The following is a 26058-nucleotide window of genomic DNA, read 5'->3' on the forward strand; positions in this document are numbered from 1 at the left end:
CTCCGCGGTCATGGCGTGCGTGCTGCCACCTGATCAAAGGCGGTCACGTCTGTTCTGGCCGCGCCCGGGAGGTAGGGGCTCCTGCTGCGGCGAGCGCTAGCCTCGCCTGGGGAGATATGTGCTGCAAATGAAATTTTCGGCATATTCTATTCCTCCGACGAATACACAGCCGCAACCGCACCCCATGGCAAATTCCGGTACTCCCTGGTTCAACGCAGCCCGCCTCAAGACGCGTCAACTGCTGCTATTGCTGCATCTGCACGAACAGCGCTCGGTATTACGTGCGGCCGAGGCCGCCAGCATGACCCAGCCGGCCGCGTCCAAGCTGCTGGCCGAGATGGAAGACATGCTGGGGGTCAAATTGTTCGAGCGGCATGCCCGCGGCGTGGAGCCCACCTGGTACGGCCATGTGCTGATCCGGCGTGCCCGTGCGGCGATGTCGGAGATTGGCCGCGCGCAGGAAGAAATCGCTGCGTTGCGGGCCGGCCGTATGGGCCAGGCCTCGATCGGGACCGTGGTCAATCCAGGAACCAATCTGGTGCCGCAGGCCATTGCCGAGGTCAAACGCGAGTTTCCGGACATCCTGGTGCGGGTGGAGATGGACTACAGCCGCCCGCTCGTTGCCAAGTTGCTGGATGGTCAGCTGGACATCGTGATCGGCCGCATCCTCGGTCCGGAAGGCGTGGGCGAACTGGAATTCGAGCCGCTGGCCGATGAGCCGCATTCGGTGATCGCCCGTGCCGGCCATCCGCTGGCCAGCCGTGTCGGCCTGCAGCACGCGGACCTGGTGCGGTATGGCTGGATCCTGCCGCCGGCCGACAGCGTGCTGCGCGCGCGTCTGGACTCGATGTTCATGGAGCACGGCGTGCAGACGCCGACCAACGCCATCGAAACCTCGTCGTTGCCGGTGACTTCCACCCTGTTGCGCGGCACCGACATGCTGACTGCATTGCCGGTGGAATCGGTGGCGCCGCTGATCCAGGCCAAGTTGCTGACGGTGCTGCCGATCGAGCTGGGGGTGCGGATGGAGTCGTTCGGCATCATCCGTCGGCGCGATTACATCCTGCCGCCGGGTGCCGAGCGCATCCTGCAAGCGCTGCGGACTACGGCGCGCCGCTTGTACCCCGGTCTGCGCGGGCCGGAATCCCTTACCTAGCGGGCTCTTCCATTTCTATTCCGTGAAGTAATACCAGTCCGTGAATTTTTCATTGGCTGGCGCTAGACCGTGCGCCTATATCTGTGCGCCAGATCGCACGCTGAAGCGCACGTGAAGTCGGGCAGGTGATCGGCGGCCAAGCCGCCAAGTTAAGCAACGGTGGAGATCGGCATCAGTGCCTTTTTCCACCCGATCACGCGGGGCGTCTTGCGCCGCGACAACCAGTCTTCAGTCGTCTTGCGTCCTGGGAGGGATTCAGATGTTCAAGTTTTCAAGCCATGCCTCGGCAGGTGCGGGCGTGCGCGCCCGTCGTCTGCAACATCTGCGTCACTCGGCCATGGCCGTCAGCATCGGCGTGTTGCTTGCCGCACCGGTATATGCGCAACAGGCGCAATCGTCGCCGGGCGCTGCCTCGAACAAGGCCGGCGCCAGCGCGGTGGACCTGGATACGGTGGAGGTGCGCGGTGTGCGCGCCAGCCTGATCAAGTCGCAGGTGATCAAGCGCGACTCCACCCAGATCGTGGATTCGGTCAGTGCCGAAGACATCGGCGCGCTGCCCGACCGCAGCGTCACCGAAACCCTGCAGCGCGTCAGTGGCGTGACCATCGACCACTTTGCCGCGCGCAGCGACCCGGACCATTTTTCGGCCGAAGGCAGTGGCGTGATGATCCGTGGCCTGACCCAGGTGCGCGGCGAACTCAATGGCCGCGACATCTTCAGTGCCGCCAGCGGCCGTGGCTTGAGCTTTGAAGACGTACCGGCTGAGTTGATGGCCGGCGTGGACGTGTACAAAAACCCCTCGGCAGAAATCATCGAAGGCGGTCTGGGCGGCACGGTCAACCTGCGCACGCGCATGCCGTTCGACAACCCGGGGCGCATCGTTGGCGGCAATATCGACGTCAATTACGGCGACATGAGCAAGAAGTACAAGCCGTCGGCGTCGTTCCTGTTTAGCGATCGCTGGGACACCGGTGTCGGCGAAATGGGCTTCATGATCGATATCGCCCATTCGGAACTGGCGACACGCTCGGACGGCATCCAGGTGGAGCCGTATGTGCGGCGCACCGACGACGCGGTACTGGCCGGCAGCGGGCGCAGCGAGGTGTACGTGCCCGGTGGCGTCAATTGGCGTCAGCTGGATTTCGAACGCAAGCGCGACGGGATTGCCGCAGCGTTCCAGTGGAAGCCCAGCGACCAGACCGAGATCTACGCGCAATACCTGCGCTCGCGTTACGACATGAACTGGCAGGAGCGCGCGGCGTTCTTCAACGACAGCAACAACAGCATCAGCCCGGCGCCCGGCACCACCTTCGAGTACGACCAGGACGGCGTCTTCCAGCGCGGCTCGCCGGTGTCCAACTCCTGGCGCGGCGTGCTGACCGGCGACGGCGTGCGCTTCAATACCGACAACCGCTATTCCGAGCAGCGCACCACCACCTCGGACCTGTCGGTGGGCTTCAGCCACTATTTCAACGACAACCTGCAGATCAAGGGCGATGTGCAGCTGGTGCAGTCGGAGAACGACCAGCTGGACTTCACCGTGTTCAGCGCGACCTATCTGCCTGGCTTGACCTATGACGTGTCGGGCAAGTATCCGACCGTGCAGATCGCCAACCAGGGCTTCACCCAGGACCCGTCCAATTATTTCTGGGCGGCGGCGATGGATCACCTGGGCAAGAATCGCGGACGGCAGCTGTCCACCCGCGTGGACCTGGAATACACCTTCCAGGACAGCAGCTGGCTGCGTTTCATGCGCTTTGGCATGCGCGCCACCGACCGTAACCAGACCAACAAGAACTCCGGGTACAACTGGGGCGTGTTGTCGGACAACTGGGCGGCGATCCCCGGCAGCGCGACCGGCCTGGCGGACATGTCGCAATACCTGCCCGACGAGTCGTCGCGGTTCACCTTCTCCAATTTCTTCCGTGGCGGTGTGAACGTGCCCACCACCCTTGTGGTACCCAACGGTGGGCTGGTCAAGAACTACCGGCGCGCGTCGGACCTGCTGCAACAGCAGATCGTGGCATTGCGTGGCTACGGCTGGGCGCCGGATACCTATCAGCCGCAGGACACCAATCGCCAGTTCGAGCGGACTCAGGCCGCGTACGCGGCGCTGTACTTCGGCAACGACGAGGCATGGGGTGTTCCGGTGGACGGCAATATCGGCGTACGCATCGTGCAGACCAAGACCCAGGCCGAAGGCTTCGGTCAGTTTCAGGACCTGTCCGGGTTGAACGTGTCGCCGGAGCTGCAGGCCCGTTACACCGGCCAGTACTTCGACAACAACGCGCAGGGCAGCTACACCAATGTGCTGCCGAGCTTGAACATGCGCTTCCGCTTCACCGACACCTTGCAGTGGCGTATCGCTGCGTCCAAGGCGATGGCGCGCCCGGATTACACCCAGTTGCAGCCGTACGTGCTGCTCAACGTGGAAACCGACGACGCCGGCAATGCGACCAACTTCGTCGGCACTGCGGGCAACCCGACCCTCAAGCCGATGACCGCCAACCAGTTCGACACCGCGCTGGAGTGGTACTTCGACAGCAGCGACATGCTGTACACCACGCTGTTCTACAAGAAGGTCAAGGATTACTTCTCCACCCAGACCCGCAGCGAGACCTACGACAACCGCGAGTGGCTGGTGACCCGGCCGTACAACACCGACGAAGGCACCATCCGTGGCGCCGAAGTGGGCTACACGCAGTTCTTCGACGAACTGCCGGGCTGGATGAGCGGGTTCGGCATCAACGCCAACTTCACCTTCGTCGACAGCAAGGGCGGCGCCAATACCGCCATCGACCCGTACACCCGCACCACGGTGACCGGTGTCGAGCTGCCGCTGGAAGGCTTGTCGCGGCGCAGCTACAACCTGGCCGGCATCTACGAGAAGGGCCCGCTGTCGCTGCGCCTGGCCTACAACTGGCGCTCGCGTTATCTGTTGACCACCAGCGATGCGGCCACGCGCCTGCCGACCTGGGCCGACGACTACGGCCAGCTCGACGGCTCGTTCTTCTACCGCTTCAACGACCATCTGCAGCTGGGCGTGCAGGCCAACAACCTGACCAACACCGTGACCAAGGTGCTGATGGGCCCGACCTCGTATGCGGACGGCGAAGTGGACCCGCGCCTGTACACGCGCTCGTCCTTCGTTAACGACCGGCGCTACTCGCTGGTGCTGCGCATGAACTGGTAAGCGACGTCGATCACGGATCCACTGTGAGCGGACTCGCAGAGTCGAGTCCGCTTCTGCCGAGCCACTTACCCTGCCTGCCGATGCCGGAGCAATCGGGTTTGCCGGGCTTGCTATAGTTTTAACGAATACCTTTCCAGGAATATTTCATTGGTGTGGCATGACGGCCGCGCCCTATGCTCCCGCCGCAGCCGCAGGTCTGCCCGCCAGGGCGACCACGCATCCGCGCCTCCGGTCTTGTCCGGGTAGCAGATGCGGGCCAGCAACAACGACGGGCAGGGCGTTCGCGCACCGGCCCGCTAAAACGAGTAGTACATGCGTCCTGGGAGGGAGCACCATGTCAGTGCAATATCGCCACATTCCGGCAGGCCGGACTGTGGGCCAGCGTTCGATCCGTGATTTCCGCCGCTCCGTGATGGCCATCAGTGTGGCCACGCTGCTGAGCGCGCAGGCCTACGCGCAGGATGCGACCACCACTGCCGCGCCCGCATCGGACGCCACCACCCAGCAGCTGGACACCGTGCAGGTCACCGGCACGCGCAGCAGCGTCACCAAGGCGCAGCTGGTCAAGCAGAACGCCGAGCAGATCGTCGATTCGATCGTCGCCGAAGACATCGGCAAGCTGCCCGACAACAACGTCGCCGAGGCGTTGCAGCGCATCTCCGGTATCCAGATTTCGCGCAACTACGGCGAAGGCAGCTCGATCGCCATCCGTGGTCTGACCCAGGTGCGCACCGAACTCAATGGCCGTGACATCTTCACCGCCAACGATGGTCGCGGCCTGAGCTTCGAAGACGTGTCGGCCGAGCTGCTTGGCGGCGTCAACGTGTACAAGAACCCGTCTGCCGACATGATCGAAGGTGGCCTGGGCGGCACCGTCGACCTGCGCACGCGTCTGCCGTTCGATTACGACGGCCGCAAGATCGCCGGTAGCGTGCAGTACAACCATTACGACCTGGCCGACGACGGCAAGCCGGCGTTCTCTGGACTGTTCAGCGATCGCTGGCAGACCGGGATCGGCGAGATCGGTATCCTGGTGAACTACTCGCAGCAGAAGAGCCCGTTCCGCCAGGACACCATTTCTATCGAGCCCTGGTACACCCAAACCGATCTGCCGGGCTATGAAGGTCAGCAGATCTCGGTGCCGCACGGCGCCGGTATCAACACCACCGTCGGCGAGCGCGAGCGCAAGACCGGCGCGTTTGCGATGCAGTGGCGTCCCAACGATGCGGTCGAGGTCTATACGCAGGTGCTGCGTTCGGACTACGACTTCAGCTGGCACGACTATTCGTTCTTCGCGTTGACCGGTGCCAACCCGATGCAGGGCACGCCGGGCATCCAGATCAACGACCGCAACGAGTTCGTCAACGGCACCTTCCAGAACGTGCCGGCCGACTCCAACACCAGCCTGACCGAGCGGCATTCGGTGACCACCGATTACTCGCTGGGCGCCAAGTGGACGGTCAACGAAAAGCTGACCCTGAGCACCGACTTCCAGTATGTCGATGCCACCACCACCGGCACGCGTTACATCGTGGCGACCGGCTTGAACAACACGCCGTTCTTCAATATCGATTTCCGCGGCGACCTGCCCAAGTTGTCGGTGACCGATGCAAGCGGTGCCGAAGGTTTCCTGGCCAACCAGGACAACTACAACGGCTGGCGCTGGCACCTGGATAACAAGGACGACAACAAGGGCACCGAATTCGCCTGGCGTTCGGATATGGATCTGGCGTTCGACAGCGATTTCGTGCGCAGCTTCAAGGCCGGCGTGCGTTACACCGACCGCGATGCCGAGACCAAGGGCAACGTGTTCCGTTTCATGTGCATCAACGGATGCGCCGGCACACCGTTCTCGCAGTTCCCCACCGTGGGCGTCGTGACCAACCCGATCACCGACTTCTTCCGTGGCAAGAGCAGCACCTTCGGCCCGACCTTGACCGCATCCGATGTTGCCGTGGGTAACTACGAGCAGACGCTTGCGACCTTTGGCGGCACCCCGCTGGTATTTGCGCCCAACAACATCAACACGCAGAACGAGAAGACCTACGCCGCCTACGGCGTGCTGCGCTTCGGCGTGGATGGCGACATCCCGTTCGACGGCAACATCGGTGTGCGCGTGGTGCGGACCGAAGTCGGCTCGCAGGGCGTGCGGACCGGCACCGACGCTGAAGGCGGCGGTCTGATTCCGGTCGATGCACAGCAGACCTACACCGACGTGCTGCCGAGCTTGAACCTGCGTTGGATGCTGAGCGATCAGCTGCAGTGGCGTTTTGCGGCCTCGCGCGGCATTTCGCGCCCGACCTTCGATCGCCTCAATCCGAACCTGAGCCTGAGCACCGGTACCTCCAATGGTGCGTCGACCTTCACCGGTGCCGCAGGTAATCCGAGTCTGGAAGCGGTCAAGGCCGACCAGTTCGACACCGCGCTGGAGTGGTACTTCGGCCAGGGCTCGATGATGTACGGCACCTTGTTCTACAAGAAGGTGGAAGGCTTCATCGCCAACGCCGTCTTCAACGAGGTGTACGACGGCCAGGTGTGGCAGATCACCCGTCCGGTCAATGGCGACTCGGGCAAGATCCGCGGCGCGGAACTGGGCTACACGCAGTTCTTCGACTTCCTGCCGGGCTGGTTGAGCGGCTTCGGCGTGCAGACCAACTACACCTACGTCGACAGCGAGGCCCCGAGCCCGACTGCCACCGACACCAACGGCCAGTCGTTGACGGTGCCGCTGGAAGGCTTGTCCAAGAACAGCTACAACGCGATCCTCAGCTACGAAACCTCGCGTTTCCAGGGCCGTGTGGCCTACAACTGGCGCAGCGACTGGCTGGTGACCACCGCAGGCAATGGCACCGGCAATCTGCCGGTCTACAACAAGGGCTTCGGCCAGCTGGATGCCTCGCTGCGTTTCAACATCAATGCTGTGTGGTCGATTTCGCTGGACGGCGTGAATCTGCTCGATACCCGTCGCGAAAGCTACCTGGGTAACGAGTCGCGCTACCGCGACTTTGTGATCAACGATCGTCGGTATGGCCTGACATTGCGGGCCAGCCTGTAGAACGCGCCGTAGGAAGTGCGTCTCCGGTCCGGCGAGCTGTGCAGGCAGCTCGTTGGACCGGTGTTTTTCCTATCGATGGCGCTGCCGTCGATCGCGAAGGGAGCCGGAGGAATGATCGCCATGATCGATCCGCCTACTAAGCGCCGCCTTTTCGCAGCACATGCGTGGCTGACTGCTGTTTGCCTGACGCTGGTGTTGCTCTTCATGACGTCTCACGTGCACGCGGCCGAGCCCGTCACGCAGGGGCCTTACCAGTGGCGCAGCGTGGCCATTGGCGGTGGCGGCTTTGTCACCGGTGTGCTGTTTCATCCCGCCGAACGCGATCTTGCCTATGCGCGCACCGATGTCGGTGGCGCGTATCGCTGGGATGCGCGTGCGCAACAGTGGGTGGCACTGACCGATTGGTTGGGCGCCGACGACTGGAATCTGATGGGCATCGATGCGTTTGCCATCGACCCTGCCAATCCCGCCGCCATCTATCTGGCGGCCGGGACCTATATGCACGCGCGCGCCGGCAATGCCGCGGTGCTGCGTTCGTTCGATCGCGGCCGCAGCTTCGAGCGCGCCGATCTGCCGTTCAAACTGGGCAGCAATCAACTGGGCCGCGCCAACGGCGAACGGCTGGCGGTGGACCCGCACGATGGTCGTGTGCTGTTGCTGGGCGCACGCGATGCAGGCCTTTGGCGCAGCGACGATCGCGGCGCGCACTGGGCGCGGGTGGACGGATTTCCTGCCGAGGTATTGGCCGGTGCCACCGCGCGCAACCATGTCGGACGCGACCAGGCGGTGGGGATTGCCTTTGTCGTGTTCGACGCCGCCAGCGGCCACGCTGGCAGTCCCACGCCACGGATCTACGTTGGCGTTTCCACCGCACACACCAGCCTGTATGTGTCCGACGACGCCGGTCGCACGTGGTCGGCGGTGGCCGGGCAGCCGCACGGCTTGCGCCCCAACCATATGGACGGCGGCCGCGATGGGCAGTGGTATCTCAGCTACGGCGATCAGCCCGGCCCGGACTTGATGGCCGGTGGTGCGCTGTGGAAGTACAGCCCGGCGCAGGGGCGCTGGAGCGAGATCAGCCCGATTCCGCAGCCGGCCACTGGCGATGGTTTTGGCTGGGGCGCGGTGGCGGTGGACCCGCACGATCCACAGGTGCTGCTGGCCAGTACCTTTCGCCGGCGGACGCCGCGCGATGAGCTGTTTCGCAGCGTCGACGGCGGCAAGCACTGGACGCCGTTGTTGGCCGATGCGGTGTTCGATCACAGCGCCGCGCCGTGGACCGCGCAGGCGACACCGCACTGGATCGGCGCGCTGGCGATCGATCCGTTCGACAGCAACCATGCGCTGTTCGTCACCGGCTACGGCATCTGGGCCTCGCGCAATCTGCGCGATTTCGCCGACACGCGGCAGCCGTTGCAGTGGTGGTTCCAGGACCGGGGGCTGGAAGAGACCGTGCCGTTGGACTTGCTCAGCCCGATGGCCGGCGCGCCTCTGCTCAGCGCGCTGGGCGATATCGATGGGTTTCGCCATGACACTCTGGATACCGCGCAGCTGCAGTATGTCGGCCCGCGTCTGACCAACGGCGAGAGCATCGATGCTGCAGGACAGGCGCCGCTGACGGTGGTGCGTAGCGGCACTGTGCGCGACCGTCGCAACAACGAGATCCGCGCGCTGCTGTCGCGCGATGGTGGCGCGCACTGGAGCGCGTTTGCCAGTGAACCACCGGCCGGGCAGGGCGCGGGCACCATTGCCATCGCGGCCGATGCATCGCAGGTGGTCTGGACGCCCAACAACGGCGGCAACTGGCGCACGGGCGATTTCGGCAAGCAGTGGCAGCGCGTGCAGGGGCTGCCCGACACGGCAGTGGTGGTGGCAGACCGCGTCGATGCGCAGCGCTGGTATGCCGCCGACACCGTCAGCGGACACTTTTACGAAAGTACTGATGGCGCGGCCAGCTTCCGCGATACCGGGCACCAGGTCGGCAACCCTGCGCGCGATGAGCGTGTGCGTCCGCAGCTGCGGCCCGACCCCTGGCGTGCCGGCGTGGTGTATCTGGCCAGCCCTTCGCTGGGCGTGATGCGCTGGCAGAACGGACGCTTGCAGACCCTCTCCAGGCCGGACGAAGCGCGCTCGCTGGGCATCGGCAAGCCACTGCGCGATGGCGCACCGCCAACGCTGTATCTGGCCGGGCGCGTGGCCGGTGTAGATGGCGTATTCCGCTCTGACGATGAAGGCACGCAGTGGCTGCGCATCAACGACGACGCGCACCGTTTCGGCAAGCCTTACAGCGTCACCGGCGACCCACGACGACCTGGCCGCGTCTACTTCGCCACCGGTGGCCGTGGCATTTTTTACGGTGATCCACGATGAGCGCTGCGTGCCTGCGCGCGGCATCGCGCTGCCGTACCTTGACCCGCTGCATTCCCTATCGCCTCGTTGCGCGCCGACCGGCCGCGCTGTTCCTGGAGATCACCGCATGACCGCACCTCTCGTTCGCCGCGCCTGCCTGCTGGGTCTGGTGCTGGCCAGCCCGCTCGCGCTGGCCCAGCCGACCCTGCCGCTGTTGTTTGCCGATGGCGCGGTGTTGCAGCGCGACCAGCCCATGCCGGTGTGGGGGTGGGCATCGCCCAATGCCGCGATCACGGTCAGCTTCGATGGCAAGCGCGCCACCGCCAAAGCCGACGCAAAGGGCGCCTGGAAGGTGAGCTTGCCCGCGCACAAGGCGGGCGGCCCGTACGTGTTGAGCGTGCAGGGCGATGGTGGGCAGCTGCAGGTGCGCGACGTGCTGGTCGGCGATGTATGGCTGGCCAGCGGGCAATCGAATATGGAATGGCCGCTGGCGCAGGCCAGCGATGGCCCGCAGGCGGTCGCTGCCGCCAACGACCCGCAGTTACGCCATTTCAAGGTGCCCAAGTCGTGGTCGGTGCAGCCGGAAGCGCGCCTGACCGGTGGCGAGTGGAAGGCCGCCACGCCGGCCACTGCCGGCGAGTTCACCGCAGTGGGGTATTTCTTCGCCAAAGAGCTGCGCGCCAGCACCGGCGTGCCGATCGGCATCGTCAACAGCACCTGGGGCGGCAGTGCGATCGAGGCGTGGATGGATGCCGCATCGCTGGGCTTGAATGCCGAGCAGAACCAGGGCGCGATCGAGGCGATCAAGCAACGCGACGCTGCCGCACAGGCCGCCACCGGCAAGCGCATTGCGCGCTGGCCCAAGGTCGACGGCGACATGCCGCAGTGGCGCGACTCCAACTTCAACGACAGCGATTGGGACAGCATCCCCACCACCCAGCAATGGGAGTCCAACGGTTACAACGGCATGGACGGCATTGCCTGGTACCGCACTACGTTGACCTTGAGCGCTGCCGAGGCCAAGGCCGGCATCACCCTGGGCGTAGGCCAGGTCGACGATTCGGACATCACTTACGTCAACGGCCAGCAGGTAGGCACGACCGAAAAGCAATGGAATCTGCCGCGCGTCTACAGCGTGCCGGCGGCGGCACTGCATGCCGGCGTCAATCATATCGCCGTGCGGGTGGAAGACCTCAGCGGCGGTGGCGGCATGCATGGCCCGGACGAGCAACGCTTCGTGCAGACCAACGATGGCGCCAAGCGCGCGCTGAGCGGCTGGAAATTCCGCCCCGCCGCAGTGCGCGTGTCGTTGGTCGACAACAAGAACCAACTGCCCACGCTGCTCTACAACCAGATGATCCACCCGCTGCAGCCGTTCCCGGTCAAGGGCGTGATCTGGTACCAGGGTGAAACCAACGCCACCGGCAGCGGAGCAGTGGCGTATCGCGAGCAGTTCGCCGCGATGATCCAGCAATGGCGTGCCGAACGCGGTGCCAAGACGCTGCCGTTTTTGTGGGTGCAATTGGCCAACTTCAAAGCGGGTGACGACAAGGGCGAGCTGAGCCCGTGGGCGCTGTTGCGCGAGTCGCAGTCCAAGACGCTGGCGCTGCCGGCGACCGGGCAGGCGGTGATCATCGATATCGGCAACCCCACCGACATCCATCCCACCAACAAGCGCGATGTCGGCCATCGTCTGGCGCTGGCGGCGCGGCACGTGGCGTACGGCGAAACGCTGGTGTACAGCGCGCCGGTGTTCAAGCGGGCAAGGTTTGAAGGTGGCAAGGCGGTGCTGACATTCGACCTGCAGGGCAGTGCGCTGCAGGTACGGGGCGGCGGTGCAGTGCAGGGCTTGCGTGTCGCTGGTGCCGACAAGCAGTTCCATCCGGCCACCGCGCGCATCGACGGCGATCAGGTGAGCGTGCAGAGCGATGCGGTGCCTGCACCGGTTGCAGTGCGCTACGGCTGGAGCGAGAACCCCGACGACGCCAACCTGATCAATCGCGACGCCCTTCCTGTTTCCCCCTTCCGCACCGATACCTGGTGACACGGAGCCTTATGTCCATGTATTCCCCCGTTGCACATGCCATCACGTATTCCAACGCGCGGCGTTGCCTGCGTCCGCTGCTGCTGTCCGCGCTGACGCTGGCCTTGGCCGCGTGCCAGTCCGGCGAGCAGGGCGATGCAGCTAAGCCTGCCGCCTCCACGCCGGCTGCAAGCACCGCAGCGGCAACGCCGGCCAGCGCACAGACCCCGGCAGCGCAGACAGCGATGCCGCAGTTCGTCAGCAAGGACGGCAAGCATGCCTTGATGGTCGATGGCGCGCCGTTCCTGATCCTGGGCGCGCAGGTCAACAACTCCAGCAACTATCCCGGCGTGATGGACAAGGTGTGGCCGGCCATGCAGGTGCTGGGCCCCAACACCGTGCAGGTGCCGATCGCCTGGGAGCAGGTCGAGCCGGAAGAAGGCAAGTTCGATTTCTCCTTCGTCGACACGCTGCTGAGCCAAGCGCGCGAGCACAAGGTGCGGCTGGTGCTGCTGTGGTTTGCGACCTGGAAGAACAATGGCCCGGCCTATGCACCGTTGTGGGTCAAGGCCGACAACCAGCGCTTCCCGCGTGTGATCACTCGCGAGGGCAAGGCGATCGGGTCTCTGTCGCCGCATGCGCAGGCCACGCTGGATGCCGATCGCAAGGCGTTTGTCGCCTTCATGCAGCACCTGAAAAAGGTCGACCCGCAACACACCGTGATCATGATCCAGCCGGAAAACGAGCCGGGCACCTACGGCAGCGTGCGCGACTTTTCGCCGATGGCGCAAAAACTCTTCGACGGTCCGGTACCGGACCCACTGCTCAAGCGCTTGAACAAGCAGCCGGGCAGCTGGGCGCAGGTGTTCGGCGCCGATGCCGATGAAATCTTCCATGCGTGGTCGATCGGTCGTTACATCGATCAGGTCGCCGAAGCCGGCAAGGCCGAGTATCCGTTGCCGATGTACGTCAATGCCGCGCTGCGTGGCCCGTTCAATCCAGGACAGCCCGGCCAGTACGCCAGCGGTGGCCCCACCGACAACGTGCTCGATGTCTGGAAGGCGGCCGGCCCGCATATCGATCTGCTGGCGCCGGATATCTACATGCCCGAATACCGCATGTACACCACCGTGCTGGAGCGTTACGCGCGCCCGGACAATGCCTTGTTCGTGGCCGAAACCGGCAACCGACAGGAATACGCGCGTTACCTGTATCCCACGCTGGGCCACAACGGCATCGGCTGGTCGGCGTTCGGCATGGACTACACGCGCTATTCCAACTATCCGCTGGGCGCCAAGCACGTCAACGAAGAAACGCTGGCACCGTTCGCGCTCGGCTTCCAGGCGGTCAGCATGGGCATGCGCCCGTTCGCCAAGGCCGCCTCCGAAGGCAAGCTGCACGGCACCGCCGAAGAGCCCGGCCAGGCCGTGCAGGAGCTCAAGCTCAACGACCGCTGGAGCGCCACCATCACCTACGGCGTGCCACAGTTCTGGTTCAAGGGCGAGCCGCCGGGCAACCCGGAGCCGATCGGCGCGGCGTTGATCGCCGAGTTGGGCCCGGATGAATTTCTGGTCACCGGTTACCACGTGCGCGTGACCTTGCACCCGGCCAGCGACGCCACCGCAAACATGTTCTACGACCGTGTCGAGGAAGGCGTGTACGAAGACACCCAGTGGAAGTTCCAGCGCAACTGGAACGGCGACCAGACCGATTACGGCGTCAATTTTTCCAGCGTGCCACAGCTGCTCAAGATCAAGCTCGCCACCTACAAATAATCAGCAACCCATGCGCTGCCGCCCCCGCGGCAGCGTTTCGAAATTCAAAGGGAGTGACCATGCAAACCACCAACCGTTCCGCCGGCACCGCGCCTGCCAACCGACGTACACCGCTTGCCCATTGCCTGGCGTTGTCGCTGGCCCTGCTGGCCAATGCCGCGCATGCGCAGGAAGTGCGCAAGGCCGCCGATGGCGTCACCGTGGTGCCGAGCGCCAAGGGCGCCGCACCGGTGCGCCTGCAGGTGGTCGATGCCGGCATCATCCGCGTCAGTGCCGATCCGGACGGCGACTTCGCACGCAGTCCCAGCCTGATGCGCGTGCCGGTGCAGGGCGATAGCGCCTTCCAGGTGGCCGAGCAGGCCGACAGCGTGCAGCTGAAGACCGGCAAGGTGACCGCCACGGTGTCTACCGTCGACGGCCATGTCAGCTTCGCCGATGCCAATGGCAAGCCGGTGCTGTCCGAAGTGGCCGGCGGGCGCAGCTTTGCCCCGCTCAAGGTCGAAGGCAAGCAGTACCTGAGCGTGCGCCAGCGCTTCCAGTCGCCCGATGACGAAGCGTTGTACGGCTTCGGCCAGCACCAGCAGGGCTGGATGAATCAAAAGGGCCGCAACGTCGAATTGCAGCAGAACAACATCGACATGGCGGTGCCGTACCTGGTGTCTAGCCGCAACTACGGCCTGCTGTGGGACAACAACTCGATCAGCCGCCTGGGCGACCCGCGCGGTCTGCAGCCGCTGCCCAAGACGCTCAAGTTGTACGACGCCAAGGGCAAGGCCGGCGCACTGACCGCACGCTATGCCATCAACGGCAAGCAGGTGCTGGAGCGTCGCGAGAGCGAGGTGAACTACCAGTACCTCAGCGACCTGACCAAGTTCCCGAAGAAGGCCATCACCAAGGACAAGGACAGCCGCATGCAGGTCACCTGGGAGGGCGAGATCGAAGCGCTCACCGGTGGCGAGCACACCTTCTCGCTGTATTCGAGCGAATACGCCAAGTTGTACGTCGACGGCAAGCTGGTGATCGATCGCTGGCGCCAGAACTGGAACCCGTGGAATCACGAGTTCAAGCTGGACCTGGAGCCGGGCAAGCGCCACACCGTCAAGGTCGAATGGGATCTGATCGACCCCAGCTACATCGCGCTGCTGCATCGCGACCCGCTGCCGGCAGCGGAAGCGAAAGATCTCTCGCTGTGGTCCGAAGCCGGCCAGATGATCGACTACTACTTCGTCTCGGCCGATTCCTACGACCAGGCCGTGGCCGGCTACCGCGAACTCACCGGCAAGTCGGTGATGCTGCCCAAGTGGGCCTATGGTTTCTGGCAGAGCCGCGAGCGTTACAAAAGCCAGGATGAGTTGGTCGGCGTGCTGGCCGAGTACCGCAAGCGCAAGCTGTCGCTGGACAACATCGTGCTCGACTGGTCGTACTGGCCGGAAAATGCCTGGGGTTCGCATGATTTCGACCCGAAGCACTTCCCGGATCCGGATGGCATGGTCAAGTCCGTGCACGACATGCACGCGCAGATCATGATTTCGATCTGGCCCAAGTTCTATCCCACCACCGCCAACTACAAGGAACTGGATGCTGCCGGTTTCATGTACAAGCGCAACGTGGAAGTGGGTGAGCTGGACTGGATCGCCAAGGGCTACAAGAACTCGTTCTACGACCCGTACTCGGAGAAGGCGCAGGCGATCTATTGGCGCCAGGTCAACGAGAAGCTCAACAGCAAGGGCTTCGATGCGTGGTGGATGGACGCCGACGAGCCGGACGTGCACTCCAACCTGGACATCGGCGAGCGCAAGGCACGCACCACGCCGACCGCGCTGGGCTCGTCCACCGAGTACTTCAATTCCTACCCGCTGCCGCACACCCATGGCGTCTACGAAGGCGACCGTGCAGCTGACGACAAGCGCGTGTTCATCCTCTCGCGCAAGGGCTATGCCGGCACCCAGCGCAATGCGGTGGCGGTGTGGAGCGGCGATATCGTGTCGCGTTGGGACGACATGCACGACCAGATTTCCGCCGGCGTCAACATGGCGCTGTCGGGCCTGCCCAACTGGACCTTCGACATCGGCGGGTTTGCGGTGGAGAAGCGCTACGAGAACCAGGACCCGGCGCATCTGCCGGAATGGCGCGAGCTCAACACGCGCTGGTTCCAGTTCGGTGCGTTCGTGCCGATCTTCCGCTCGCACGGCCAGTTCCCGTACCGCGAAATCTGGAACATCGCCCCGGAAGGCACGCCGTTCTACGACAGCATGGCCTACTACAACCGCCTGCGTTACGCGTTGCTGCCGTATATCTACAGCCTGGCCGGCGATACCTATCAGCGCGATGGCGTGATCATGCGCGGCATGATGATGGACTTCCCGGATGATGCGAAAACGCGCGACATCAACGACCAGTATCTGTTCGGCCCGGCGTTTCTGGTCGCACCGGTGACCCGCTTCGGCGCCACCTCGCGTCAGGTGTATCTGCCGGCCGGCACCAGCTGGCTCGATTTCGCCACCGGCAAGCGTTACGACGGCGGCCAGACCATCGAGGCGGCCGCGCCGATCGAACGCATGCCGCTGTTCGTGCGTGCCGGCTCCATCGTGCCGACCGGCCCGGTGCAGGAATATGTGGACCAAAAACCCGACGCGCCGCTCACCGTGGTGGTCTACACCGGCGCCGACGGCCAGTTCTCGCTGTACGAAGACGATGGCAAGGGCTATGGCTACGAGAAGGGCGAGTTCAGCCGCATTCCGCTGGTGTGGAACCAGGCCAAGGGTGAGCTGAGCATCGGCAAGCGCGAAGGCAGCTGGACTGGCATGCAGGCCAAACGCACCATCAATGTGCGCTTCGTCGATGGACCCCGCGACGATGCCGGTGCGCTCGAGCCCAAGACCGACACCAGCCTCCAGTACGACGGCAAGGCGGTCAGCGTGTTGCAGCGCAAGATTGCGTCCGGCAAAGCGCGTCGTCGATGATCGCAGGCTGTCTTCAGTCGATGAGCAAGCAGATGCCGGAACGCCGCAAGGCAGTCGCGGGCGGTTCCGGTGATGCAGCACGGCGGTGGCCGTGCTGACCCGTCGGGAACTGTGCAAGGCAACCGGGGCCGCGATGGCGGTCCTGGGCGCCGCACCGGTTGCCGCACAGGCCGCAGCGTCTTCCAAACACGCCGCGTTGCCGCCCGTGGCGGCCGCTGACGCATTGCAGCTGTGGTACCGCGAACCGGCCAACGAATGGGTGGAGGCCTTGCCGGTCGGCAATGGCCGACTCGGCGCGATGGTGTGGGGCGGTATTGCCCACGAGCGCCTGCAACTCAATGAAGACACGCTCTACGCTGGCGGGCCCTACGATTCCACCAGCCCGGACGGATTGGCCGCGTTGACGCAGGTACGTGCGCTGATCTTTGCCGGCCGTTATGCCGAGGCCGAACAACTGGCCGATGCCAAGCTGCTCTCGCGTCCGCTCAAGCAGATGCCGTATCAACCGCTGGGCGATCTGTTGCTGGATTTCGATCGTGTCGACGGCATCAGTGAGTATCGCCGTCAGCTGGATCTGGACACCGCAGTGGCCACCACCAGCTTCCGCTCTGGCGGCGTGCTGCATCGGCGCGAGGTGTTCGTCTCTGCGCAGTCGCAGTGCATCGTGGTGCGTCTGTCGTGCGAGCGGCCGCGCGCGATTTCCTTGCGCGTGGGCATCGACAGCCCGCAACACGGCGAGGTCACGGCAGAGCAGGGCAGTTTGCTGTTCACCGGCCGCAACGGCAGCTTTGCCGGCATCGACGGCAAGTTGCGGTTTGCGTTGCGCGTGCTGCCGCAGGTGAAAGGCGGCAAGGTGACCGCGTTGCGCGATCGCTTGCGTATCGAAGGCGCCGATGAAGTGGTCTTGCTGCTCACCGCAGCCACCAGTTACCAACGCTTCGACGCGGTGGATGGCGACCCGCTCGCACGCACCGCAGCGAGCCTGCGCAAGGCCGAAACGTTGGACTATGCCGCATTGCTGCGCGCGCATCTGGCCGATCACCAACGCCTGTTCCGGCGTGTGGCGATCGACCTGGGCACCAGCGACGCAGCAGCGCTACCCACCGACCAACGCGTACAGCGGTTTGCCGGCGGCAACGACCCGGCATTGGCCGCGCTCTACCATCAGTACGGCCGCTATCTGCTGATCTGCAGCTCGCGGCCCGGCTCCCAGCCGGCCAACCTGCAGGGCATCTGGAACGACCTGATGCAGCCGCCGTGGGAAAGCAAGTACACCATCAACATCAACACCGAGATGAACTACTGGCCCAGCGAGGCCAATGCATTGCACGAGTGCGTGGAACCGCTGGAATCCATGCTGTTCGACCTGGCCACCACCGGCGCGCATACCGCACGTACGCTCTACGACGCGCCCGGCTGGGTGGTGCACAACAACACCGATCTCTGGCGTCAGGCCGGGCCGATCGATGGCGCCAAGTGGAGCCTGTGGCCGATGGGCGGGGTGTGGTTGTTGCAGCAGCTGTGGGACCGCTGGGACTACGGGCGCGACCGTGCGTATCTGAGCAAGATCTACCCGTTGTTCAAGGGTGCGGCGGAGTTCTTCGTTGCCACCTTGATGCGCGACCCGCAAACGGGCGCCATGGTGACCAATCCATCGATGTCGCCGGAAAACCAGCATCCGTTCGGCGCTGCCGTGTGCGCCGGGCCGACCATGGATGCACAGCTGTTGCGCGACCTGTTTGCGCAGTGCATCGCGATGAGCAAGTTGCTCAACGTGGATGCAGCGCTGGCGCAACAGCTGGCCACGCTGCGCGAGCAACTGCCGCCCAACCGCATCGGCAAGGCGGGGCAGTTGCAGGAGTGGCAGCAGGATTGGGATATGGACGCGCCGGAGATCCACCACCGTCACGTCTCGCATCTCTACGCGCTGCATCCGTCGAGCCAGATCAATCTGCGCGATACGCCGGAGCTGGCCGCTGCCGCCAGGCGTTCGCTGGAAATCCGTGGCGACAACGCCACCGGCTGGGGGATCGGTTGGCGGCTGAATCTGTGGGCACGGCTGGCCGATGGCGAGCATGCGTATCGCATCCTGCAACTGCTGATTTCGCCCGATCGCACCTACCCGAACCTGTTCGACGCACATCCGCCGTTCCAGATCGACGGCAACTTCGGCGGCACCGCCGGCATCACCGAAATGCTGTTGCAAAGCTGGGGCGGCAGTGTGTTTTTGCTACCCGCCTTGCCCGCTGCCTGGGCGCGCGGCAGCCTGCGCGGCGTGCGCGTACGTGGCGGCGCCAGCATCGATCTGGAATGGGATGGCGGTCGCTTGCAGCAGGCATGCCTGCACAGCGATCGTGGCGGGCGCTATCAACTGTCCTATGCAGGGCAGACCCTGGACCTGGAACTGGGCGCGGGCCGCACCCAGCAGGTGGGACTCAACAACAACCGATTGGTGAAGCAATGAGCTTGTACGTAGGACTGGACGTGGGCACGCAGAGCGTCAAGCTGGTGGCCTACGACGCGCAGGAGCGCGCCGTGATCGCCACCATCGCCGCACCGATGGAGCTGATCAGCCGCGATGACGGCACCCGCGAGCAGCAGGCGCAGTGGTGGGTCGACGGCATCGCGCATTGCTTCGCGCAGCTCGATGGCGAACAACGTGCGCGCGTGCGCGGCATCTCGGTGTCGGGCCAGCAGCACGGCTTCGTGCCGGTGGCCGCCGATGGCAGCGTCACCGCACCGGTCAAGCTGTGGTGCGATACCAGCACGGCGCTGGAATGCGACGAAATCATGGACGCGGTGGGCGGCGCAGCGGGCAGCGTGGCTGCCGCAGGCAACCCGATCCTGGCCGGCTACACCGCATCCAAACTGCCGTGGACGCGCAAGCATCGCCCTGAGGCGTATGCGGCGATGACCACGGTGATGCTGCCGCACGATTACATCAATTTCTGGCTCACCGGCGAACGCTTTGCCGAAGTGGGCGATGCCTCCGGCACCGGCTGGCTGGATGTACGTACGCGTCAGTGGTCCGAGCGCATGCTCGGCGCCGTCGATGCGCAGCGCGACCTGCGCGCGGCGTTGCCGCCGCTGGTGGAAACCGGCGCGGTGTATGCGTTGTCCGATGCGGCCGCCGATGCATTGAAATTACCGGCCGGCGTGCGCGTCACCACCGGTGGTGGCGACAACATGATGGCGGCCATCGGCACCGGCAATGTGGTGCCGGGTCGGCTGACGATGAGCCTGGGCACCAGCGGCACCTTGTTCGCCTACGCCGATCATCCGGTGGTGGACGACGACGCACGCTGGGCCGCGTTCTGCTCGTCCAGCGGCGGCTGGTTGCCGCTGATCTGCACCATGAACTGCACCGTCGCCACCGAAGCGGTGATGCGCATGTTCTCCATCACCCGCGAGCAGACCGAGGCGATGATTGCCGACACCGCACCCGGTGCCGACGGCTTGGTGTTGTTGCCGTTCTTCAACGGCGAGCGCACACCCAATTTGCCCGATGCACGCGGCTGTTTGTTCGGCATGGATCTGCACAACACCACCGCTGCGCATTTCTATCGCGCCGCGATGGAAGGGGCGACCTACAGTCTGCGCAATGGCTTCGACGCCTTCGTCGCTGCCGGTCTGCAGTTCGATACCATCCTGCTCACCGGCGGCGGCAGCAAGAGCGCGCAGTGGCGGCAGATGGTGGCCGACGTTTTCAATCTGCCCGTCGTGGTGCCAACCCAACCCGAAGGCGCCGCCTTCGGTGCCGCGCTGCAAGCGTTGTGGGCCTGCGACCGCGACGATGGTGGCGATGCCGCGTTGTCGGAGGTGGTGCTGGAGCACCTGCAGGTAGACGACGCACTCGCCGCACAGCCCGACCCGCAGCGCGTAGCCCAGTATCAGCAGCACTACCAAGCCTTCCTCAAGCACCTGCACGTCGTCAGCCCGCTTTACGCTGACTGATTCACCACTCCCCCAGAACCAAGGACATCACACCCCATGAGCAACACCGTTTTCATCGGCGCGAAGGAATATTTCCCCGGCATCGGCAAGATCGGCTTCGAAGGCCGCGACTCCGACAACCCGCTCGCGTTCAAGGTCTATGACGCCAACAAGAAAATCGGCGACAAGACCATGGCCGAGCATCTGCGCTTTGCCGTGGCCTACTGGCACAGCTTCTGCGGCAACGGCGCCGATCCGTTCGGCCCGGGCACGCGCGCGTATCCGTGGGATGCGGGCAACACCGCACTGGGTCGCGCCGAAGCCAAGGCCGACGCCGCGTTCGAATTCTTCACCAAGCTCGGCGTGCCGTATTACTGCTTCCACGACATCGACCTGTCGCCGGATGCCGACGACATCGGCGAATACGAAAGCAACCTCGCCCACATGGTCGGCATCGCCAAGCAGCGCCAGGCCGACACCGGCATCAAGTTGCTGTGGGGCACTGCCAACCTGTTCTCGCACCCGCGCTACATGAATGGCGCATCCACCAATCCGGACTTCAATGTGGTCGCGCGTGCGGCGGTGCAGGTCAAGGCTGCGATCGATGCCACCGTGGAATTGGGCGGCGAAAACTACGTGTTCTGGGGCGGCCGCGAAGGCTATGCCTGCCTGCACAACACGCAGATGAAGCGTGAGCAGGACAACATGGCGCGCTTCCTCACCCTGGCACGCGACTACGGCCGCGCGATCGGCTTCAAAGGCAATTTCCTGATCGAGCCCAAGCCCATGGAGCCGATGAAGCACCAGTACGACTTCGACAGCGCCACGGTGATCGGCTTCCTGCGTCAGCATGGCCTGGACCAGGATTTCAAGCTCAATATCGAAGCCAACCACGCGACGTTGTCGGGCCACAGCTTCGAGCATGACCTGCAGGTGGCATCCGATGCCGGCCTGCTGGGCAGCATCGATGCCAACCGCGGCAACCCGCAGAACGGCTGGGATACCGACCAGTTCCCGACCGACCTGTACGACACCGTCGGCGCGATGCTGGTGGTGCTGCGGCAGGGCGGGCTGGCACCGGGCGGCTTGAACTTCGATGCCAAGGTGCGTCGCGAATCGTCCGATCCGCAGGACCTGTTCATGGCGCATATCGGCGGCATGGACGCGTTCGCACGCGGTCTGGAAGTGGCCAATGCGCTGCTGACGTCCTCGCCGCTGGAAACCTGGCGCGCCGAGCGTTACGCCAGCTTCGACAGCGGCGCCGGTGCGGCGTTCGCCAATGGGTCCAGCACGCTGGTGGACGTGGCCAAGCATGCCGCCGGCAATGTGCCGACCCAGATCAGCGGCCGCCAGGAAGCCTACGAAAACCTGATCAATCAGTACCTGACGCGTTGATGTCCCGTGGCCGGCGGCGCATCGCGTCGCCGGCCGACGGCGGCCACACCAGTGACCGCTCCCTTGCATGTTTCCAGGTGAACCCATGTCCAGTGTCTCCGTAAACGGCGCCCCCGATGCCGGTGAGAACACCCGTTTCATCGTCCTGATCAGTTGCGTTGCAACGATCGGCGGTTTTTTGTTCGGTTTCGATAGCGGCGTGATCAACGGCACTGTCGATGGCCTGAAGCAGACCTTCCATTCCAGCGCCGCCGAGACCGGGTTCGAAGTCGCCTCGATGCTGCTGGGTTGCGCCATCGGCGCCTTCTTCGCCGGCCGCCTGGCCGACCGTTGGGGCCGCCGCGCGGTCCTGATCATTTCTGCGGCGCTGTTCCTGCTCTCGGCCATCGGTGCCGGTGCCTCGCACAGCTCCGGCTTTTTCATCTTCGCGCGTGTCATGGGCGGCTTTGCCGTCGGTGCGGCGAGCGTCATTTCACCGGCCTACATCGCCGAGGTCGCCTCCGCGCGCTATCGCGGCCGGCTCGCCACCATGCAGCAGATCGCCATCATCAGCGGGCTGTTTTGCGCCTTCCTGAGCAACTATCTGCTCGCCAATGCGGCGGGTGCCTCCACCGAACCGTTGTGGGCCGGGCAGGCCGCCTGGCGCTGGATGTTCTGGATGCAGGCGATTCCGTCGCTGGCGTTCCTGCTGTTGCTGCTGGTCATCCCCGAAAGCCCGCGCTACCTGGTGGTCAAGGGCCGTCGCGAGCAGGCGCTGGTGGTGCTCAAGCGGCTGTACGGCAATGCTGCCGCGCAGACCAAGCTGACCGAAATCTCCGCGTCCATGTCGGCCGACCAGCACAAGCCCAAGTTCTCCGACCTGATCAGCAAGGCCACCGGCAAGGTTCGCCCCATCGTCTGGATCGGCGTCGGCCTGGCGGTGTTCCAGCAATTGGTCGGCATCAACGTGGTGTTCTATTACGGCGCAGTGTTGTGGCAGGCGGTGGGCTTCTCCGAACAGGATGCACTGCTGATCAACGTGCTCTCCGGCGGCCTGAGCATCGGCGCCTGCCTGGTCACGGTGATGCTGGTCGACAAGATCGGCCGCAAGCCGCTGCTGTGGATCGGCTCGGTCGGCATGGCAGTGTCGCTGGCCTTGGTGACTTATGCGTTCGCCACCGCGTCGCTGGACGCCACAGGCAAGCTGGCGATGTCCGATGCCATGGGCATGCTGGCGCTGGTGGCCGCCAACGTCTACGTGGTGTTCTTCAACGCCTCGTGGGGCCCGGTGATGTGGGTGATGCTGGGCGAGATGTTCCCCAACCAGATCCGCGGCTCGGGCCTGGCCATTGCCGGTGCCGCGCAGTGGACCTCCAACTTCGCCATCACCGTCAGCTTCCCGATCCTGCTCGGCAGCATCGGTCTCGCCGGCGCCTACGGCATCTACACGGTTGCCGCCTTCATCTCGGTGTTCTTCGTGCTCAAGTACGTCTACGAGACCAAGGGCAAGGAGTTGGAGCAGATGGAGGGTTGACCAGCGCGTTGTGCTGAAATCAGCATGGGAAATGCAGAAAGCCGCGCAATGCGCGGCTTTCTGCATTTCGCCTTGAGAAAGCTAAAGATGCATACATTCCGATCCACTACATTGCCAAAGCACCAAAACAGTGCCACTCCCGCATAGTTGCGGACAGCAGCACATCTCTCCAAGCCTTTGCTCTTGCGATCTGTGCGCTCCGACTAGACTTGGCTTCGCCGTTCCCTACAAACTAGAGCGAATCGTGAAGCCAGGGAGTGGTAGTCCATGACAGCAGCAAAGGAACTCATCAGAGGCGCGCTTATCAGCGTGTCCTACTGCTTGGTGTTTCTGATTCTCTGGCGCTTATCGATTGATCAGTGGTATCTCCCGGTCGGCTTGCGTGTAGTCACGCTGCTATTTCGGCCGTATCGAGAGTGGCCTTTCCTGTTGATAGGGGATGCTGGGGCCATGCTGTTCCTGCGCATTCCCCTGGGCGAACTGCAAGGATTTAGTCCCCTCTGGTCGTACCTGAGCCCATTTTTGCATGCGCCTCTGATTGCCTGCTCCATCGGCCTGCTGCGCCACCATGTTCCTCGTATCGTCAAAAGCCAGCAATGGCTTATACCCGCTGCTTTGGCCATAGGGCTCTGGAATGGCGCATGTAGCCTTTTATTGAATTGGATGCTTGGTGGACCACCGGCCGATCCTGTGCTTGATCTGTTGTTGCGCTATTGGTCGGGCAGCTACCTCGGTGTACTGGTCGTACTGCTTCCAGCAATGCTGTGGTCCAACTGGAACGATGATCCAACCCATCCCAGTCTTCCGCGAGACGTTGCCGTCGCCGTGGTGGTGATCTTAAGTCTGTTTTTCATTTTGAGTATTTCAAGAGATTCGTCAATCCGAAATCCTTTGATGATCGCAATGCTGATGCCGATGGTGGTATTGACATTCAGGCAGGGATGGAAGGGGGCGGCTTTAGGCTCGCTTTTGGCAAGTTTTGCGCTAGAGTTCTCTCTGCCCCGTGTTTACCAAATCGGGTTCTTTGATCGTGATGTTTTCAACATTCAGCTGCTTTATGCGGCCACGACGACAGCTATTTTTGTCTTCAATGCTCGTCTGCGCGCACCCGTTGGCGATGGTTTTTTGACCAAGTTGGAGGAAGATGCTTTTGTGTTTGCTCGAGCGAGCTATTCAAGCGCCGAGCGGATGTTGCGCAATCGTGTGCTTGAATATTCCGATATCAATGTGCAAATCAACAAGATGCGCAAAGATGTGATAGCTGATTTGAGAGCAAAGGGGCATCATTCAGTTGCAATGGAGATGACGCGCGTTGGTGTCCTCGAATCGCAGTTGTTGCAGCAATACGTAGCCGCGCTATATCCACTGGAAATTGAGACGCATGGTTTATATCAAGCGTTGCGCTCGCCGGCACTTGAGCGTTTCTGCGAATCTCAGTTTCAATTTGTGCTTCGCGGTGACTGCAGGAGCTTGTCATTGGAGCTTCAGTTGAGTGCTTATCGCAGTGTGCTTGATTGTGTGGAGGTTTTACCTTCGTCCTGCAAGCATTTCATACAAGCCCGTGCATGGCGAGGAACAGAGACCAGGGGTATTGCTGTACGGGTGATCGCTGACTCCTTGTCCGCGGAGCTTGCTCAGCGCGATTTCAGCGATGTGGAAGCGGAGTTGAAATCAAGGTTGAAAGCGCATGGCGGCATCTTTCGCCGCCGCCATGCGTTGGTTGTGACATTCCTGGTGGCCGAACCTAACTCCGTGGCAGTCAGGGCGAGACTATCCACTGCTGCCCAGCTGCTTGCCGCCGGGTCAATACCGTAAAGTTCTTTGTCTTATAAACGAGTCGTGCTTGATCACGGTAGGCTGCATCAGCTGCGATCGTGCTATCTGAGTTCGCACTTGAAGAGATTTTATTGACTGAGGGTAGTGATACCCTATCCACGTCTTTGCCCATTGGTAACGTCCAAAGCGCATTGTCTACCCTGGCAACGACCGCGCGGACTTCTCCAGTTATGTCATTGATCTGGAGATAGGTTACTCCGTCGCGATGCAGTTCATAGATAGCAAACGAAGCATCCATGGCGAGATTGACAGCCTTGGGATTGCTGTCGCCAAGTCCTGTCGTTGCATGTATGCCGACGCCGCCATTTCCACAACATTGAGCCATCGTGGCGCCTGATGCCAAAAATCCAGCGACTACGCAAAGAATCTGAAGCCAGTTTTTCGCGTTTTTCATAATCTTGCCTTCCCCCTGCATGGGGCAACTCCGCCTGCAATTCAGGCGCTTATACGTTACGTGTTGACAGAGACGTTTTGTTGATTGTTTGTCGCATAAAAACGCGGCCAGATATCACAGGTGATAAATAAGCGTAGTCAACCACGGTACGCATCCCAGACCCATCTTCTTCACCAAGCGTCGCGGCTTTGAGAGGTGCTTACTTAGCCGAGCACTCGCTGCCGGCACGCTCGAACCAATCAATCACTTGCCGATGGTGTGCCAGACCCCAAAGACGCAGAAATTGTTGGGTGTGGTGGTTGGCGGTGTCGCGCAGCTCGATGAGGCGCTGCGCAATGAAGACCGGCGTCAGCGGCTGGGCACAGGCGATCTCGATGCAGTGACGCCAGGCAGAGTAGCTATCAGGAAGGTGGGCAGGCATCGGGCGGGCTCCAGGGCGGGTTGTTAGATGAACGTCGAGGCACAGGGTTGGA

General features: G+C 63.3%; 14 protein-coding genes. 12 read left to right on the forward strand and 2 right to left on the reverse strand.

All coding sequences use genetic code 11. The annotated features are described in order from the left end of the window. Nucleotides 1–184 precede the first annotated feature (184 nt). The 12 genes from ABQU90_RS05335 (at nucleotide 185) to ABQU90_RS05390 (ending at nucleotide 25170) form a co-directional block, all read left to right on the forward strand. Complete coding sequence (locus tag ABQU90_RS05335) at nucleotides 185–1156, forward strand: LysR family transcriptional regulator (RefSeq protein WP_055844203.1); 972 nt, start codon at nucleotides 185–187, stop codon at nucleotides 1154–1156. 259 nt (nucleotides 1157–1415) lie between these two features. Continuing rightward, on the forward strand, nucleotides 1416–4349 hold the full coding sequence (locus tag ABQU90_RS05340) for a TonB-dependent receptor (RefSeq protein ID WP_323523396.1): 2934 nt from the start codon (nucleotides 1416–1418) through the stop codon (nucleotides 4347–4349). Between the two features lie 334 nt (nucleotides 4350–4683). After that, entirely contained in the window at nucleotides 4684–7404 is a 2721-nt protein-coding gene (locus tag ABQU90_RS05345) for a TonB-dependent receptor (RefSeq protein ID WP_323523397.1), read from the forward strand. A 111-nt stretch (nucleotides 7405–7515) separates the two neighbouring features. Further along, nucleotides 7516–9774, forward strand: a complete 2259-nt coding sequence (locus ABQU90_RS05350; protein WP_323523399.1) for a sialidase family protein — start codon at nucleotides 7516–7518, stop codon at nucleotides 9772–9774. A gap of 106 nt (nucleotides 9775–9880) precedes the next feature. After that, the gene (locus ABQU90_RS05355; RefSeq protein WP_323523400.1) at nucleotides 9881–11797 is read left to right on the forward strand and encodes a sialate O-acetylesterase; all 1917 of its coding nucleotides are present in this window, start codon (nucleotides 9881–9883) and stop codon (nucleotides 11795–11797) included. A gap of 11 nt (nucleotides 11798–11808) precedes the next feature. Next, nucleotides 11809–13551 (forward strand): GH35 family beta-galactosidase GalD, encoded by a 1743-nt coding sequence (gene galD, locus ABQU90_RS05360; protein ID WP_407078743.1) that lies wholly within the window; start codon nucleotides 11809–11811, stop codon nucleotides 13549–13551. A gap of 59 nt (nucleotides 13552–13610) precedes the next feature. Continuing rightward, complete coding sequence (locus ABQU90_RS05365; protein ID WP_323523401.1) at nucleotides 13611–16514, forward strand: TIM-barrel domain-containing protein; 2904 nt, start codon at nucleotides 13611–13613, stop codon at nucleotides 16512–16514. 133 nt (nucleotides 16515–16647) lie between these two features. Further along, entirely contained in the window at nucleotides 16648–18978 is a 2331-nt protein-coding gene (locus tag ABQU90_RS05370; protein ID WP_323523436.1) for a glycoside hydrolase family 95 protein, read from the forward strand. Continuing rightward, entirely contained in the window at nucleotides 18975–20468 is a 1494-nt protein-coding gene (gene xylB, locus ABQU90_RS05375; protein WP_323523402.1) for a xylulokinase, read from the forward strand. The genes ABQU90_RS05370 and xylB overlap by 4 nt, the downstream gene beginning before the upstream one ends. A 36-nt stretch (nucleotides 20469–20504) precedes the next feature. Beyond that, nucleotides 20505–21842, forward strand: a complete 1338-nt coding sequence (gene xylA / locus ABQU90_RS05380) for a xylose isomerase (protein WP_323523403.1) — start codon at nucleotides 20505–20507, stop codon at nucleotides 21840–21842. Between the two features lie 85 nt (nucleotides 21843–21927). Beyond that, nucleotides 21928–23355: a sugar porter family MFS transporter gene (locus ABQU90_RS05385; protein ID WP_055854773.1), complete on the forward strand. Its 1428-nt coding sequence runs from the start codon at nucleotides 21928–21930 to the stop codon at nucleotides 23353–23355. A gap of 267 nt (nucleotides 23356–23622) precedes the next feature. Further along, nucleotides 23623–25170: an MASE1 domain-containing protein gene (locus ABQU90_RS05390; RefSeq protein WP_323523404.1), complete on the forward strand. Its 1548-nt coding sequence runs from the start codon at nucleotides 23623–23625 to the stop codon at nucleotides 25168–25170. Here ABQU90_RS05390 and ABQU90_RS05395 read toward each other — a convergent pair. Next, complete coding sequence (locus tag ABQU90_RS05395) at nucleotides 25115–25606, reverse strand: hypothetical protein (protein ID WP_161963040.1); 492 nt, start codon at nucleotides 25604–25606, stop codon at nucleotides 25115–25117. The genes ABQU90_RS05390 and ABQU90_RS05395 overlap by 56 nt on opposite strands. A 178-nt stretch (nucleotides 25607–25784) precedes the next feature. Next, nucleotides 25785–26006, reverse strand: a complete 222-nt coding sequence (locus ABQU90_RS05400; RefSeq protein ID WP_055854778.1) for a hypothetical protein — start codon at nucleotides 26004–26006, stop codon at nucleotides 25785–25787. Between the last annotated feature and the right edge of the window lie 52 nt (nucleotides 26007–26058).

The sequence above is a fragment of the Xanthomonas sp. WHRI 10207 genome, from assembly GCF_040202975.1.
Taxonomy (GTDB): Bacteria; Pseudomonadota; Gammaproteobacteria; order Xanthomonadales; family Xanthomonadaceae; genus Xanthomonas.